Genomic DNA, 16,097 nt, shown 5'->3' on the forward strand with positions numbered 1-16,097 from the left:
CCACTAGGTATTCGCCCGCATGAGGACGCGCCCTCAGCCGCGCCCGATCAGTCGCTTGGCGATGGTGTCGGCCACTTCGGATTCGGGCGCGCCGGAGCTTGCGCTCTCGTCCCACACCTCGATCAGGCGGTCGGGAATGCGCGCAATCCGCGCCTCGACCTCGGCGCGGTCGCCCTGCCCAAGATATTCGAGCCCGACATTGATGATGCCGCCGGCATTGATGACGTAATCGGGCGCGTACAGGATACCGCGGTCGTGCAGCATCTTGCCATGTTCGCGCCGGGCAAGCTGGTTGTTCGCGCCGCCTGCAACCGCCTTGCACTTCAACGCCGCGATCGATTCCTCGGTCAGGATCGCGCCGAGCGCGTTCGGGCTGACGATATCGGCTTCGACGCCCAGGATGGCATCGGGCGCGACAACTTCGCCGCCCAGCTCCTCGCCCAGCGCCTTTGCCCGGTCGGCATTGACGTCGGCAAGCGTGAGCTTCGCGCCGTCCTTCGCCAGCAGCTTCGCCAGACCGCCGCCGACGCTGCCCAGCCCCTGGATCGCGACATGAACGCCCTTCATGTCATCGGCGCCCAGCGCGCGCTTCGCCGCAGCCTTCACGCCCAGATAGATGCCCTTGGCCGTGAACGGCCCCGGATCGCCCCCGGCGGCGCCCTCCCCCACCGGCAGGCCCGAAACATGGCTGGTCTGCGTGGCGATGACCTTCATCCGCGCTTCCGACATGCCGACATCTTCGGCGGTGACGTAGCGCCCGGCGAGCGATTCGACCGCGCGGCCGAATGCCTCGAGCTGCGCGGTGGTGATCGTGTCGCCCGGATTTTCGGCGATGACGACGCCCTTGCCGCCGCCCATCGGCAAGTTGGCCATCGCATTCTTGAAGCTCATTCCGCGCGACAGACGCAGCGCATCGGTAATCGCAGCGCCCGGATCGGCATAATGCCAGAAGCGCACGCCGCCCGCCGCCGGACCGAGATGGGTCGAATGAACCGCGATAATCGCCTGGAGCCCGGACTCGCTGTCGGTGAACAGGTGGACGCCTTCATGGTCGTCGAAGTCGGGAAAGCCCCAGTCGATAGACACTGTCGATGATCCGGATTTGTTGCGCGGGAATGATGGGGCGACCGATGGGACTTGAACCCACGACCCCTGGTACCACAAACCAGTGCTCTAACCAGCTGAGCTACGATCGCCGTGAAGCCGCGCGCTTAGCGGCATGTTTGCCGTGCCGTCAAGCATATCAGGCACAGTAAACCACGCAAAGCAATCTTCGTGCGGCAACGCCACCCGGAAAGCGCCCGTGGGATCAAAAAAGCGCGCCGGGCAGCGCTGGAATTACGCGACGCGAACGTGCAGATACGCAGCATGGAACAGACGAACCAAACCGTCGAACCGATCAATCTCGGTTCGGGCTACCCTGCAGAGCCGGTCATCGACCATATCGGTCGGCAGGAAGGCGTTCAGAAGGTGCCAAGCCCCAAGCTGACGCTGTTCATCCGCAAGCAGTTCCTGGAACCGAAGCTTTGTCGCGATCTGATGGCGCTGATCGACACGAAGCGCCGCCCTTCCACCATCGGCGATTCGAATGGCGACCCGACCTTCCGCACGAGCGAAACCTGCGACCTCGATTCGGACGAGCCAGCGGTTGCCGAGGTAGAGGCGCGCATCAATCGGTTCATCGGCATCGACCCCGCGCATGGTGAGCCGGTCCAGGGGCAACGCTATGATGTCGGTCAGGAGTTCAAGGCGCATACCGACTATTTCGAACCGAGCGGCCTCGACTACGAGAAATATTGCAGCGTCGCCGGCCAGCGCACCTGGACGGCGATGATCTACCTCAACGAGCCGAACGCAGGCGGCGCCACGCGGTTCAAGGCGATCGACAAGATCGTGAAGCCCGAAACCGGCAAGCTCCTCGCCTGGAGCAACCTTCGCCTCGACGGCACCCCCAACCCTACGACGCTGCACCATGCGATGAAGGTGCGCAGCGGACTGAAATACGTCATCACAAAATGGTTTCGCGAACGCCCCTGGGGCTGGTGAGCGATAAAAGCCCGACTTCATGCCGGTTTCGGAGTGTTGTAACGATAGCGTCACATAAGAGTCTCTCGACCGTCATTTAACGACAACAAGCCTGTCACACAGCGTCCCTAGGTGCGGCCTCGAAGGGGGCGAGGACGAAAGCTGACTCGCGCCCGCTTCAACATATTCTGCGGGTCCGATCGACGGACCATCCAAGGGATGGAGACAGGGAACATGCTCAATCGTAATCTGCACCGCCTGCTGGTGGCGGGCGCTTCGCTCGCCGCGCTCAGCGCGTGTAACGGTGCAAACGACATCGCCTCGCCGGGTGCCGGCGGCAACATCACGATCAACAATCCGCCCGCTCCGACTCCGTCGCCGAGCCCGACCCCGACCCCGACTGCAAAGATCACTGCTGCTTCGGGTTGCCCGACGATCGCCGATCCGCAGGGCCTGACCGACGACGGCACGATCACCAACCCGAACACCGGCAGCTACCGGGTCTGCACGCTTCCGGCGCGCATCAACAAGAGCATCACCCTGCCCTATATTCAGGGCGTCGTGTACCAGCTCGGCGGCCGCGTCGATGTCGGCACCGATGGCGGCCCGACCGCCAGCGCGAACGACACCAACGTCACGCTCACCATCGAACCGGGCGTCATCGTTTACGGCGGCACCGGCGTTTCGTGGCTCGCGGTCAACCGCGGCAACAAGATCAACGCAGTTGGCACGGCGACCAAGCCGATCATCTTCACCAGCCGCGACAACATCCTCGGCCTGAACACCGACAGTTCTTCGCAGCAGTGGGGCGGCGTCGTGCTGCTTGGCCGCGCGCCGATCACCGACTGTAAGGACACGAACGCGACGCCGGGCACGGTCGGCTGCGAACGTCAGACCGAAGGCGCCATCAGCGACGCGCTGTACGGCGGCGCTTCGAACGACGATTCGAGCGGCAAGCTGAGCTATGTCCAGATCCGCTATTCGGGCTATGTCCTTTCGCAGGGCAACGAACTCCAGTCGCTGACGCTCGAAGGTCAGGGCACGGGTACGCAGCTCGACCACATCATGTCGTTCAACAGCTCGGACGACGCGGTCGAAATGTTCGGCGGCCATCCGCGCATGAAGTATTTCGTTTCGGTCGGCGCCGAGGATGACAATCTCGACACCGATACGGGTGTGAAGGCGCAGCTCCAGTATGTCCTCGCGATCCAGCGCCCGGGCATCGGCGACGCGATGATCGAAGCCGACACCGACAATTCCGCTCAGACTGACATTCCCCGTCAGAACACGAAGCTCGCGAACTTCACCTTCATCGACCGCGCTCCGAACAATTCCGATCAGGCGACCATGCTGCTTCGTGGCGGCACCGATTACACGATGGTAAACGGTGTGGTTTCCAGCGCGGATAATTCCTGCCTCCGTATCAGCGGCGCGCAGACTGCTTCCACGACCCCCGATGCAAATATCGACGAGGCCGGCGCGCCGGTCTTCCATTCGGTCGTGATGGCATGCGGAACGCCGCCCTTCATCGGCGGAGACCCGACGAAGTCGGCTGCCGATAATGCGAACCAACCCACGAACGCCGACGTGGCTGCGATCTTCGGTTCGGGTTCGAACAACAACGACGCATCGTTCACGCTCAGCCTGGTCAACCTGTTCATCGACGGCAGCAACGAACAGGCGGTCACCGCTTACGACCCGACCCAGCTCGGCAGCTTCTTCGACAAGACCGATTATGTCGGTGCGGTCAAGGACGCGAACGACACCTGGTATCAGGGTTGGACCTGCTACAGCTCGACCGCCGATTTCGGTGGCGGCGAAAGCGAGTGCACCGCGCTTCCGATCTACACCAGCTAAATCACTACCGTGTGTCGGGGGCGGGACATGCTTGGCATGGTTCCGCCCCCTTTCGGCTTGATACCCAGGGGGTCAGAACAATGAAAACCATGCCGGCGCTTGCCCGCCTGCTACTCGCGAGTTCGGCGCTTATCGCGCCGGTCGCCGCCCATGCGCAAAGCACCACTACCACTCCGCCGCCGAGCGATACGACGGCGGTTCCGACCCCCGCCCCCGAAGCCAGCCAGGCGGCTGACGATGCGCAGCAGCAGACCGACGTGTCGATCCCGGGTGCGGCCATCGTCGTCACCGGCCGGCGCAACGCCAATATCGAACGGTCGGCCGATCAGGTCGTTTCCGTCCTGTCGTCGGAAGACATTGCGCGCACCGGCGAAGGCGACATTGCCGGCGCGCTGTCGCACGTCACCGGCCTCAGCGTTGTCGGCAACGGCTATGTCTATGTCCGCGGCCTTGGCGATCGCTATTCGCTGGCGCTGCTCAACGGTCTTCCGCTGCCCAGCCCGCAGCCTTTGAAGCGCGCGGTTCCGCTGGACATCTTCCCTTCGACGGTCATTGCTTCGGCATTCGTGCAGAAGAGCTATTCGGCCAACTTCCCCGGCGAATTCGGCGGCGGCGTCATCAACCTGACGACCGATGCGACGCCGAAGGAAAGCTTCCTCGACGTCGGTGGCAGCATTGGCGGCGACACCATCACCACCGGCCAGCTCGGCTATACCTATTTCGGCAGCCCCTGGGATTGGACCGGCTTCGACAACGGACAGCGCGACACGCCCCCTGCACTTCGTGACTTTATCTCAAGCGGGGAACCGGTCACCAGCTATGCTAACAAGGCCGATGTCGCGAAACAGCTTGTGCTCGGTCGCACGGCAGTTGTTCAACGCAACAAGAACATCCCGATCAACACCGCGGCAAATATTACGGGCGGCACGTCGGTCGATATCGGCGCGACCCGGCTCGGCATTTTGGCGAGCGCAGGGTACAGCAACGACTGGCGCACGCGCGAAACGTTGCAACAAACCGCGCAGGATGCAGCGCTGACTCAGCCAAGCCTGAGCTACGACCGGGTCATCACCGACAACCATATCGTCGCGAACGGCCTGCTGGGTTTCGGTCTCGAATTCGGGCGGAACAAGATTCGCTGGACCAACCTGTATATCCGCGACACGCTGAAGCAGGCGCGGATTGCCTCGGGCCGCAACAATTACGAAAATCTCGACAGCATCATTCAGGACACTGCCTGGTTCGAACGCCAGCTGATCGACTCGCAGCTCGTCGGTGAGTTCAAGTTCGACCCCGTCGATGTCGATGTCCGTATCGGCTATGCCAATTCGAAGCGGCGCTCGCCGTACGAAACGAGCTTCACCTATTCGAAGGTGCGCGCCGGCCCGTATGAAGGCCTGTACGTCAACGTGCTCGACAATTCGTCGGGTGCCGCTTCGGTCGCATTCTCGCGGCTGAACGAGAACCTCTGGTCGGGCGGGCTCGATTTCACGATCGACGCGGCATATGGCCTGAAGATCGTCACCGGCATGGCGTATACCGACTCGCGGCGCACCTCGACGCGCTACAATTTCGGATATTCGCTGACCAACCGCACGCCCGACGGCTTCGGCAACTTCCAGAATCCGGGCCCGGTTTCGCTGTTCCGCCCCGATTACCTGCTCGAACCGACGGTGATCGACTATTACGGCGTGGTGCTGAACGACCTCGAACCGAACAGCGCGTTCAATTCGAGCTTCACCAATCAGGCCGCCTATATCCAGGGCAAGTGGCAGGCGAACGACGCGATCAACCTCGACGTGGGCGTCCGTTTCGAAACCGCCAAGCAGCTCGTTACCCAGGCCAATTCGCGTGGTGCGGGCTCGATCTCCAACAAGATCGACAAGGATTACTGGCTGCCGTCGGCGACCCTTACCTGGGCACTCGACTCCGATATGCAGGTCCGACTGAGCGCATCGAAGACGATCGCCCGGCCGCAGTTCCGCGAGCTGCTCTATCAGCTCTATTACGATCCGGAGGCGAACCGCACCTATACGGGCAACCCGTTCCTGGTCGACAGTCAGCTGTACAACGCGGAAGCCCGGTACGAATGGTATTTCGCGCGTGACCAGCACGTCTCGCTCGCCGGCTTCTACAAGCGCATCGACAAGCCGATCGAACAATATCTTTTCCTGCAGAACGACACCGAGGTCCGTTCGAGCTTCGGCAACGCGCCGAAGGCCGATCTGTACGGCGCCGAGTTCGAACTGCAGAAATATTTCAACCTGTTCGACACCCGTCGGATCGCGCTCAACGCGAACTACACCTACTCGCATTCGGTGGTGAAGGTCGCGGACGGCGATACGACGATCAACAACAACGGCACCGTCATCCCGGCGACCAACCTGTTCCTCGACGGGCGGCCGCTGACCGGGCAGTCGGACCATGTCGCCAACCTGCAGATCGGCCTGGAAGACAAGGCGGACCTTTCGCAGCAGACGTTCATCCTGAACTATGCCAGCAAGCGCCTGACCGCGCGCGGTCCGCAGAACCAGCCCGACATCTACGAATATCCGGGCTTCACGCTCGATTTCGTCGCTCGTCAGGCCGTCCATGTCGCAGGCATCAACTTCAAGCTGAAGCTCGATATCCGCAACATCACGGGCACCAAGTACAAGGAATATCAGCAGAGCGGAGACAACCGCATCTACTGGAACCGCTACAAGCGCGGCACCTCCGGTACGATCGGCCTCAGCCTCGACCTCTGATGCCCCCTGCCCGGTGCGGCCGTTGTCGGTCGCACCGGGTCTTGTTGCTTCGCTTACCGGCGGACGACGCTACCGCCTTGCATCACCAGCGTAACGCTGCGTAGCGCCGTCATATCGGTTGCCGGATTGCCCTCGACGGCAACCAGATCCGCCAGCAGCCCCGGTGCGATCTTGCCGATGCGGTCGCCCATGCCGAGAATGGCCGCATTTCCCGATGTCGCGTCGCGCAACACGGCCTCCGGCGCCATTCCCCACGCCGCCATCAATTCCATCTCGCGAGCATTGTCGCCGTGCGGGAAAACACCTGTGTCCCCGCCCACGCACATCGGTACGCCAGCCTTCAGTGCAGCCGCGAAACTTGCCTTCTTTCGCCGGATCGCCTCGGGGATCGGATCGCTGCCGCTCCAGCCGCGATAGCGCGCGATCGCGTCGCTTGCCGCCAGCGTCGGGCAGAGTGGTATGCCGCGCTTCGCCATCAAGGCAAAAATTTCGGCCGTGCCGTCATTGCCATGTTCGATCGTGTCGGCCCCCGCCAGGACGGCGCGACGCATCCCTTCCGCGGTGGATGCGTGTACGGCGACCTTGCGCCCGGCGTCATGCGCGGCTGCGACCGCCGCCTTCATTTCCTCCAGCGAGAAGGTCGGTCGGCTGGCCTCGCCCGCGCCCCAGCGGTAATCGGCATAGAGCTTCACCCAGTCGGCACCGTGGCCGATCTGCCGCCGGACGGTTGCGACAATGTCGCTGCCGCTGGTTTCCTCCGCTCCCTTCGGCGCCTCGAACGCATAACCACGCGGGCCATAGGCGCCGGTGGCGACGATCGCGCGATTGGCGCTCAGCAACCTTGGCCCCGGCACGATGCCCTGCCCTATCGCCAGCTTGAGGCCGTAATCGGCGTCGCCCGCCCCTTCCGTCCCCAGATCGCGAACCGTCGTGAACCCCGCCATCAGCGTCCTGCGCGCAGCCGCCACCGCGCGCGCGGTTCGCAGGCTCACCGGCTCTGCCAGCACCTGATCGTCCCAACTGGTTTCATTGTAGGGGTGGAGGAACAGATGGACATGCAGATCGATCAGCCCCGGCATCAAGGTCGTCCCGGGCAGTGGAACCGTTTCGGCATCCACCGGCGCTGCGACCCGGGGCCCTACCTCCGCAATCGTCTCGCCCCGCACCAGGACGCGCCAGCCGGAATGCATCGCCTCGCCGTCGAACACGCGATCGGGAATGAGAAGCACCGCGCGATGCGCTTCTTGCGCATGCAATGGCAGGATCGTCGCGATTGCGACGATCAGTGCCGCAACCAGTGTCAAAATACGCGCCATTCCATCCCCCTCCGTTCAGTCGCAGAGCAGAATGGTGCGCGTCAAAAAATTTCATCGCAAGGCGCGTTTGCTGAACCCCGCTTACGGTTCATTAACTTGACCCGTATCAAGAGATACCAATGCAGCCCGCCAACGCCCGTCGTGAGATTCGTCACAACGTCTTTCTCTCGGCGCTGGTCGAACGCTTTGGCGCGAAGGAAACGAGCAAGCACCGCGTCCGCAACATTTCGCGCAACGGCGCATGTATCGACACCGCGCAGGCATTCAAACGCGGAGAAACGGTGCTCATCACCGTTGGCGACCTTGAATGCGTCGGATCGACCGTTCGCTGGATCGAAGGATCACGCGCCGGTGTCCAGTTCGCCATGGCGATCGACATATCCTCGGCAACCGCAAAGACGGTAATCCGATCCGAAGCGATGCATGCCGAACAGCAGGGCGACAAACCCCGCTTCACCTTCGCCCGGTAGAGTTTCCGCCTAGGCGGTTCACAGACACGAACAACAGAAAAGGCCCGCCGGAATGGATCCGTGCGGGCCTTGTCTTAACTGGTGGGCGCGGCTGGGATTGAACCAGCGACCCCTGCGGTGTGAACACAGTGCTCTACCACTGAGCTACGCGCCCAATGCCCACCGTTGGGGCGGACAGGACGCGTGCCTCTAATCCGGCACCCGTCCCTTGTCCAGTATGGCGTTACGCCAAATCGAAATTGATTAGTTGACCGCGTCCTTCAGGCCCTTGCCGGCCTTGAACTTCGGCTGGGTCGACGCCTTGATGGTCATCGGCTCGCCGGTACGCGGATTACGGCCGGTCGAAGCCTTGCGCTTGCTGACCGAGAAAGTGCCGAAGCCAACGAGACGGACCTCGTCGCCCTTCTTGAGCGCGCCCGTGATCGAATCGAAAACTGCTTCCACCGCCTTGCTGGCATCGCCCTTGCTGAGGCCCGAGTGGTCGGCGACCTGTCCGATCAATTCCTGCTTGTTCATGTCTTTCTGCACCCCTGTCTTGTTACACGGTACTGCGATTAAAAATTTTCACGGCGCTTGGGCCGGTGGCGCAGTAAGGCGGCTCGCGACCCCAGAGTCAAAGCAATTCCGCGGATTTTGCGCCAATTCGACGAAAAAAGATGGTGTTAGTGGTGCATCATGCCCCCGACACCCCCCACGCCGGCAGGTGGCTGGGCCGCAAGCTCGTCGGCATCGGTCCAGTCGATGGGCTCCAGCGACTCGGTTAATGCGAGCTTGAGCACCTCGTCGACATGGCCGACGGGGATGATCTCGAGGCCTTCCTTGATATTCGCCGGGATCTCGACAAGGTCCTTCTCATTTTCCTGCGGGATGAGCACGGTCTTGATCCCGCCGCGAAGCGCGGCCAGCAGCTTTTCCTTCAACCCGCCGATGGGAAGCACGCGACCGCGAAGCGTTACTTCGCCGGTCATCGCCACATCCTTGCGAACCGGCACGCCCGACAGCGTCGAGACGATCGAGGTCACGAGGCCGATACCCGCCGAGGGGCCATCCTTGGGCACCGCACCTTCGGGCAGGTGGACATGGACGTCCTTGCGCGCAAACAGGCTCGGCTTCACGCCGTAAGTCGGCGCGCGCGCCTTCACGAAGCTCATCGCCGCTTCGACCGACTCCTTCATCACGTCGCCCAGCTTGCCGGTCGTCTTGATGCCGCCCTTGCCGGGAACCGTGACCGATTCGATCGTCAGCAGCTCGCCGCCGACCTCGGTCCAGGCGAGCCCGGTGACCGCACCAATCTGGTGCTCCTCCTCGCCAATGCCGAAGCGGTATTTGCGCACGCCCGAGAATTCGTGGAGGTTTTCGGGCGTCACGGTGACACTCTCGACCTTCTTCTCGAGGATCTGGCGAAGCGCCTTGCGCGCCAGCTTGGCGATCTCGCGCTCGAGCGTACGGACGCCCGCTTCGCGCGTATAATAGCGGATCAGGTCGCGAAGCCCTGCCTCAGTCAGCTCGAACTCGCCGTCCTTCAGTCCGTGCATCTCGACCTGCTTGGCGATCAGGTGCCGCTGCGCGATCTCCACCTTCTCGTCCTCGGTATAGCCTTCGAGCCGGATGATCTCCATACGGTCGAGCAGCGGCTGCGGCAGGTTGAGTGTGTTCGCGGTGGTCACGAACATCACGTCCGACAGATCGACGTCGATCTCGAGATAATGATCCTGAAACTTGTTGTTCTGTTCGGGGTCGAGCACCTCGAGCAGCGCCGAAGCCGGATCGCCGCGGAAATCCTGGCCGAGCTTGTCGATCTCGTCGAGCAGGAACAGCGGGTTCGACGTGCCGGCCTTTTTCAGGTTCGATACCACCTTGCCTGGCAGCGAACCGATATAGGTCCGCCTGTGGCCGCGAATCTCGGCCTCGTCGCGCACGCCGCCCAGCGACTGGCGGACGAACTCGCGTCCGGTCGCGCGCGCGATCGACTTGCCGAGCGAGGTCTTGCCGACACCGGGAGGGCCGACGAGGCAAAGGATCGGCCCCTTCAGCTTGTTGGTGCGCGCCTGAACCGCGAGATATTCGAGGATGCGATCCTTGACCTTTTCCAGCGCATAATGGTCCTGATCGAGTACCTTTTCCGCCTCGACCAGATCCTTTTTCAGTTTCGACTTCTTGCCCCAGGGAAGGCCCAGCAGGACGTCGAGATAGTTGCGCACGACGGTGGCTTCAGCCGACATCGGCGCCATCGTCTTCAGCTTCTTCAGCTCGGCCTGCGCCTTGGCCTTGGCTTCCTTCGAAAGCTTGAGCTTGTTGATCTTGGCGGTCAGCTCGGCGATCTCGTCGCCCTCGCCTTCCTCGCCCTCGTTGCCCAGCTCGCGCTGGATCGCCTTCAGCTGTTCGTTGAGATAATATTCGCGCTGCGTCTTTTCCATCTGACGCTTCACGCGGCCCTTGATCTTCTTTTCGACCTGCAGGACGCCGAGCTCGCCCTCCATGAAGGCATAGACCATCTCCAGCCGCTTGGCCGGATCGCGCTCGACGAGCAGCGTCTGCTTGTCGGCGACCTTGATCGCGATATTGGCGGCCACCGCATCGGCAAGCCGCGACGCCTCTTCCAGTTCGCCGAGCTGGACCGCGGTTTCGGAAGGCAGCTTGCGATTGAGCTTGGCGTAGTTTTCGAACTGATCGACGACCGACCGCATCAGCGCCTGCACTTCGGCGCCGTCGGCCTCTTTCTCCTCGACCGGCTGGACATGCGCGGTCAGGTAATCGCCGGTCACCTCGATCTCGTCGAGCGAACCGCGCTCCTTACCCGCGACGAGCACGCGGACCGTACCATCGGGCAGCTTCAGCAATTGCAGCACCTCGGCCGAGACGCCGATGTCGTAAAGGTCCTCGCGATCGGGATCGTCCTCGCCGGGATCGAGCTGCGCGACGAGGAAAATCTGCTTGTCGTCCTCCATCGCCGCTTCCAGCGCGGCGACCGACTTGTCGCGGCCAACGAACAGCGGCACGATCATATGCGGGAAGACGACGATGTCGCGAAGCGGCAGAACGGGATAAGACTTCTTCATGAAAACTCCGGTGCGACCCAGACGGGCAATATTGAACATTATATGGGGCGCGCGCGGCAGGCATCAATCGTCGCGGCAACAAAGCATCGCGATGTTCGCCTGTGCCGCGCTGATCGCGACGCCGCTGACGGCGGGCACGCCGCCCGAAAAGGGCCAGCCGCCGATCACCGAACAGACCGCGAGGTCGGGCGGGCCGATCGACCCCGAACAGGCTCGATTGCGCTTCGACCATGCCGACCTGGCGATCGAGGTGTTTCCCGACCGCGAAGCGATCAGCGGTATCGCGACGCTGGATTTCACCGCACGCGCGCCGCTGACGCGGCTGCTGCTCGATCTCGACCGCAACCTGCCGGTCAGCGCGGTTTCGATAAACGGTGCCCTGCTCGAGCGCAGCGCCTGGTCGAATCCCCAAGGCCGACTGGCGATCGAACTGCTGCATCCGCTGGCACGCGGCGAAAGCGTCGTCGCCAGGATCGAATATGGCGGCACACCGCACGTCGCGGTGCACGCTCCCTGGGACGATGGTTTCGTCTGGTCGAAGACGCCGCGCGGCGCGCCATGGGCGGCGACGACGGCGGAGGGCTATGGCTGCGACCTTTTCTGGCCGTGCCTCGATTTCCCGACCGGAGAGCCGGCCCGCGCCGATCTGCACATCACAGTACCCGAAGGACTGAAAGCGCCGAGCAACGGCGTACTGAAAAGCGTCGACACCCTGCCCGATGGCCGAACGACCTGGAACTGGAGCGCGGCGCAGCCAAATACCTACGCCATCGCACTGAACGTCGCGCCCTATGACGAATTGAACGGCGACTATGCCAGCCGCTTCGGCAACCATATCCCGCTGCGGCTCTGGTATCTGCCGAGCCATGCCGAAGGCGCGAAGCGGCTGTTCGCCGAATTCGCCCCGACGCTCGATTTCTTCGAGGCGATGATCGGCCCCTATCCGTTCGGCGCCGAGAAGGTCGGCGTTGTCGAGACGCCCTATCTCGGCATGGAGCATCAGACGATCAACGCCTATGGCAATGGCTACCGCGCGACGCCCGAAGGCTTCGACACGATCTTCCAGCACGAACTGGCGCACGAATGGTTCGGCAACCAGCTGACTGCGGCCAACTGGGACGATTACTGGCTGCACGAAGGATATGGCACCTATATGCAGCCGCTCTATGGCGAATGGCGCGATGGCGAAGCGCGCTATGCGACGATGATGGCCGACCTGCGCATGAAGATCATGAATCAGGCGCCGATCGTCTCGGGCCGCGAACTGACCGAGGAACAGGTTTACGAAACCAAGAATGGCGGCCCCGGACAGGATATCTACAACAAGGCCGCCTGGATGCTGCACACGCTGCGCAATACCATCGGCGACAAGGCGTTTTTCGAGGTGACGCGGCGCATCGTCTATGGCCGCCCCGATCCGAAGCCCGGCAATTTCAGGCCGCGCTACGGCTCCACCGGGGAATATGAGCGCATCGTGCGCGAAGTTACCGGCAAGGATTATGGCTGGTTCTTCGACGTCTATCTGCGGCAGGCGGCGCTGCCCGATCTCATGCAGACGCGCAACGGCAACAGATTGACGCTGACGTGGAAGACGCCCGGCGACAAGCGCTTCCCGCTACCCGTCGAGGTGAAGGTCGGCGACTCGATTCGCAAACTCCCGATGACCGGCGGCACCGCCACGCTTACGATACCGGCGGGCGAGCATGTCGTGGTCGATCCCCATAACCGCATCCTGAAACGCGACCCGGCGATCGAACGCTACAAGCAATGGCAACACGACCGGATGATTGCGGGTTAGGCGCGTGGTTTGCGAGCGCTAAAGAGGCTGTGATCGCTCCCATAGGCTGCGGATAGAACGTGAACTGGCCCGCCCGCGAGCGGCGAAGAACGCGTTGATGATTCTTCCCTTTTCCGCCCGCTGCCAAGACATGGGCGCGAACGGTAGTGCTGTCGATGCTGTAGTGGCCGCTGTCCGCCATAATCTCAGCCAGTGTTACCGCCACGGTCTGCCAGACTCCGGCCTCGCTCCAGCGGCGGAACCTTCGATAGATGGTGTTCCAGCTTTCGTATTTTTGGTGGAACGTCACGCTATGGCGCTCCGCACCGAAGCCGCCAGAGTATGTCGTTGACGATCGAACGGTTCTGCTCGGGCGGCCTACCGCGACCACGGTTCTCGGGCTCGATCGGCAGTATATCATTCAGGACGCGCCTCGCCCCAATCTGGTCCTTGAATCACGATGGGCGGGCTTCTTTGCGAAGGCAGAGCATTGGGCTACTCACTACTAATGACCGATGGCAGATATAGAGGTGGGGCGACAGTCGAAGGCCGTTGGGGTTGTATAGCCTCCGCTCTCCTAGGCGTTCCTGTCTTCATGTTTCTGCTCCTTATCGATGCGTTGGGCGACTGCGTGCCGGACACCGCGTGCAAGAAGGGCTTTCTGGTCTAAGTCTTAATACCCTCCGCTGTCATCGCCGTCGGCGTTGGTCTTCTCGTCCGCTGGGCAGTCAAAACAGCTAGGCGGAACAACTCCGACTGAGCGCTGCTGCGCTCATCGGAATTTTCCACGCGGCCTAGGCCGAGAAGTTGCTGTAAGCCAGGTTTGAATGGGCCCGAACCGGGAGATGCTAGTCTGAAAACCACCGATGGCGGCCGTGACTAGCCGCCGTCATCCTTCGCTCGCAGCATCGACCAGAAGCGCGGGCCGTCGGTGCCGACGCGCCATTCGTCGGTAACGGCAAAGCCGAAGCGCTGATAGAGGCCGAGATTGCTCTCCGTCGCCGTCTCCAGATAGGCGGGAAGGCGTCCAGCGGCGCGCTCCAGCCCGGCGCGGATCACGGCACCGCCGAAGCCCCTGCCCTGCTTTTCGGGCGCGCATCCGGCGATGTGGAGATACCAGAAGGGTTGGCCGGGAAAATGCGCTTCTATAGCATTCGCGACCCTGAGCGCACGCGCCGTAGCGAAACCCAGCGCATGCAGCAGGGGGATCGCCTGACGCAGCAGCGCGAACGTTCCGGTGGCGGCATGGCCGGGGCCGCGCCATAGCGTCGCCGCTTCGATGCCGGGCGTTACAAGCTGGAGCCCCGCGCCGGCATCGTCTTCGATCATCAACGAAAAAAGCCGCGGCAACCGTTTTGCGCGGTCCGCGGCATTGGGAAAAATGTATTTGAACGCCGGATCGTCGGCGAAGGCGCGCGCGAGCATCGCGGCAAGCGCTGCCCGGTCGGCCCGCCCGGCCAGTCGGATATCCGACATGGCCGGGCGGCGATCGGTCATGCGGCGTCGCCGCTCGCCTTGCTATCCTTCTTCGAATAGACGCGCACCGGTTCCTTGCGGCCCTCGATCACGTCCTTGTCGATCACGACCTCGTCGACGCCTTCCATCGCGGGAAGGTCGAACATCGTGTCGAGCAATATCCCTTCGAGGATCGAACGCAGACCGCGAGCGCCGGTCTTTCGGTCGATCGCCTTCTTCGCGATCGCGGTCAGCGAATCGTCGTTGAAGGTCAGCTCTACGCCCTCCATGTCGAACAGCTTGTGATACTGTTTGACGAGCGCGTTCTTGGGCTCGGTAAGGATCTGGATCAGCGCCGCGGTGTCGAGATCCTCGAGCGTCGCGACCACCGGCAGGCGGCCGACAAATTCGGGGATCAGCCCGAATTTGAGCAAATCCTCGGGCTCGACCTGACCGAGCGTCTCGCCGATCCGGCGCTCCTCGGGTGCGGCGACATAGGCGCCGAAACCGATCGACTTGCGCTGCAGGCGATCGCCGATGATCTTGTCCAGGCCCGCGAACGCGCCACCGCAGATGAACAGGATGTTGGTCGTATCGACCTGAAGGAATTCCTGCTGCGGATGCTTGCGACCGCCCTGCGGCGGAACGCTGGCGACGGTGCCTTCCATCATCTTCAGGAGTGCCTGCTGCACGCCCTCACCCGACACGTCGCGCGTGATCGACGGGTTCTCCGCCTTGCGCGTGATCTTGTCGATCTCGTCGATATAGACGATGCCGCGCTGCGCGCGCTCGACATTATAGTCCGACGCCTGAAGCAGCTTCAGGATGATGTTCTCGACATCCTCACCGACATAGCCCGCCTCGGTCAGCGTGGTCGCGTCAGCCATCGTGAACGGCACGTCGAGGATCCGCGCCAGCGTCTGCGCGAGCAACGTCTTGCCGCAGCCGGTCGGCCCGACGAGCAGGATGTTCGACTTGGCCAGTTCGACATCGGCGCCCTTGGCGCCGTGGTTGAGCCGCTTGTAATGGTTGTGGACCGCGACCGAGAGCACGCGCTTGGCGCGAGTCTGGCCGATTACATAATCGTCGAGGAAGTCGCAGATTTCCTGCGGCGTCGGCACGCCGCCGTCCTTCTTGGACACGAGCGCGGACTTGGTTTCCTCGCGGATGATGTCGTTGCAGAGCTCGACGCATTCATCGCAGATGAACACGGTCGGGCCGGCGATCAGCTTCCTGACCTCGTGCTGGGACTTGCCGCAGAACGAGCAATACAGAGTGCTCTTCGAATCGCCGCCGCTCAATTTCGTCATAAATTACATTACCTTTTCAGTCCGGCCTTACCATGCGGGGACGCCATTTCATACACGCGCCCATGCGCCGGACTCACGCAT

Annotated in this window: 11 protein-coding genes and 2 tRNA genes; 5 read left to right on the plus strand and 8 right to left on the minus strand. The window is 62.6% G+C overall.

Going from position 1 to position 16,097, the window contains the following annotated elements; genetic code table 11:
* Positions 1-33: 33 nt before the first annotated feature.
* Both J7S20_RS05515 and J7S20_RS05520 read right to left on the minus strand, forming a co-directional pair.
* Complete coding sequence (locus tag J7S20_RS05515; protein ID WP_284053213.1) at positions 34-1,086, minus strand: Glu/Leu/Phe/Val family dehydrogenase; 1,053 nt, start codon at positions 1,084-1,086, stop codon at positions 34-36.
* 33 nt (positions 1,087-1,119) lie between these two features.
* Positions 1,120-1,196, minus strand: a tRNA-His gene (locus J7S20_RS05520).
* Between the two features lie 172 nt (positions 1,197-1,368).
* On the opposite strand from J7S20_RS05520, the gene J7S20_RS05525 reads away from it, so the two are divergent.
* The 3 genes from J7S20_RS05525 to J7S20_RS05535 all read left to right on the plus strand — a co-directional run bounded on the left by J7S20_RS05525 (position 1,369) and on the right by J7S20_RS05535 (position 6,629).
* Entirely contained in the window at positions 1,369-2,046 is a 678-nt protein-coding gene (locus tag J7S20_RS05525; RefSeq protein ID WP_284053214.1) for a prolyl hydroxylase family protein, read from the plus strand.
* Between the two features lie 213 nt (positions 2,047-2,259).
* Positions 2,260-3,882, plus strand: a complete 1,623-nt coding sequence (locus tag J7S20_RS05530) for a hypothetical protein (protein WP_284053215.1) — start codon at positions 2,260-2,262, stop codon at positions 3,880-3,882.
* Positions 3,883-3,962: 80 nt separating this feature from the next.
* Positions 3,963-6,629 carry a TonB-dependent receptor domain-containing protein gene (locus J7S20_RS05535; RefSeq protein WP_284053216.1) on the plus strand — a complete coding sequence of 889 codons (2,667 nt, stop codon included), beginning with the start codon at positions 3,963-3,965 and terminating at the stop codon, positions 6,627-6,629.
* Between the two features lie 53 nt (positions 6,630-6,682).
* Here J7S20_RS05535 and J7S20_RS05540 read toward each other — a convergent pair whose 3' ends face one another.
* Positions 6,683-7,945, minus strand: a complete 1,263-nt coding sequence (locus J7S20_RS05540) for a metal-dependent hydrolase family protein (protein ID WP_284053217.1) — start codon at positions 7,943-7,945, stop codon at positions 6,683-6,685.
* Between the two features lie 119 nt (positions 7,946-8,064).
* Here J7S20_RS05540 and J7S20_RS05545 point away from each other — a divergent pair, with 119 nt between their 5' ends.
* Positions 8,065-8,415, plus strand: a complete 351-nt coding sequence (locus J7S20_RS05545; RefSeq protein WP_284053218.1) for a PilZ domain-containing protein — start codon at positions 8,065-8,067, stop codon at positions 8,413-8,415.
* 79 nt (positions 8,416-8,494) lie between these two features.
* On the opposite strand, the gene J7S20_RS05550 is transcribed toward J7S20_RS05545, so the two are convergent.
* The 3 genes from J7S20_RS05550 to lon form a co-directional block, all read right to left on the minus strand.
* Positions 8,495-8,569 (minus strand) — tRNA-Val (locus J7S20_RS05550).
* An 89-nt stretch (positions 8,570-8,658) separates the two neighbouring features.
* Positions 8,659-8,931 carry an HU family DNA-binding protein gene (locus J7S20_RS05555; protein WP_284053219.1) on the minus strand — a complete coding sequence of 91 codons (273 nt, stop codon included), beginning with the start codon at positions 8,929-8,931 and terminating at the stop codon, positions 8,659-8,661.
* Positions 8,932-9,077: 146 nt separating this feature from the next.
* Positions 9,078-11,474, minus strand: a complete 2,397-nt coding sequence (gene lon / locus J7S20_RS05560; RefSeq protein ID WP_284053220.1) for an endopeptidase La — start codon at positions 11,472-11,474, stop codon at positions 9,078-9,080.
* Between the two features lie 91 nt (positions 11,475-11,565).
* On the opposite strand from lon, the gene J7S20_RS05565 reads away from it, so the two are divergent.
* A complete protein-coding gene (locus tag J7S20_RS05565) occupies positions 11,566-13,272 on the plus strand; it encodes a M1 family metallopeptidase (protein ID WP_284053221.1) in 1,707 nt (568 codons plus the stop codon).
* A gap of 858 nt (positions 13,273-14,130) precedes the next feature.
* On the opposite strand, the gene J7S20_RS05570 is transcribed toward J7S20_RS05565, so the two are convergent.
* Together J7S20_RS05570 and clpX are read right to left on the minus strand one after the other, a co-directional pair.
* Positions 14,131-14,748, minus strand: a complete 618-nt coding sequence (locus J7S20_RS05570; protein WP_284053222.1) for a GNAT family N-acetyltransferase — start codon at positions 14,746-14,748, stop codon at positions 14,131-14,133.
* Positions 14,745-16,016 (minus strand): ATP-dependent Clp protease ATP-binding subunit ClpX, encoded by a 1,272-nt coding sequence (clpX, locus tag J7S20_RS05575; protein WP_284053223.1) that lies wholly within the window; start codon positions 16,014-16,016, stop codon positions 14,745-14,747. The genes J7S20_RS05570 and clpX overlap by 4 nt, the downstream gene beginning before the upstream one ends.
* Positions 16,017-16,097: the final 81 nt, after the last annotated feature.

The sequence above is a fragment of the Stakelama marina genome, from assembly GCF_018122655.1.
GTDB lineage: Bacteria > Pseudomonadota > Alphaproteobacteria > Sphingomonadales > Sphingomonadaceae > Sphingomonas > Sphingomonas marina.